This window comes from Deltaproteobacteria bacterium GWA2_45_12 (assembly GCA_001797365.1).
In the GTDB taxonomy this organism is placed as follows: Bacteria; UBA10199; UBA10199; order UBA10199; family UBA10199; genus UBA10199.
Window position 1 is genome coordinate 656 of the sequence record MGPH01000007.1, and the last position, 331, is coordinate 986.

The window sequence follows — 331 nt, forward strand, 5'->3', positions numbered from 1 at the left end:
AAGCATGACTAATGCGAAATTAGTGTTTGATGATAGTGTCGCGCTAATTGTCTCAGGTATTGTTATTACTTCGGGTACAAATGTCTTGACTATAGGTAGCATGACGGTATCTGGGGGTTTGAATCTGAACAATAACACAACTTTGGTTGTTGCCAGCATGACGGTGTCTGGAGATTTAAATCTGGGCAATAACACTATATTGAGGCAAAATAGCCCTATTCCATTGTTTATCGGTGCCAATTTAATAATGAGTAGTGGGGCGAATATTACTCATTCGGCCAACACAAACAGTAAGCTTTACGCTGTCAACCTAAATGTCGCCGGCAATATG

General features: G+C 40.5%; 1 pseudogene (only partly in view). It reads left to right on the forward strand.

What is annotated here, in order from left to right:
- Positions 1 to 331: pseudogene (locus tag A2048_01885) on the forward strand (hypothetical protein); it begins 581 nt to the left of the window's first position.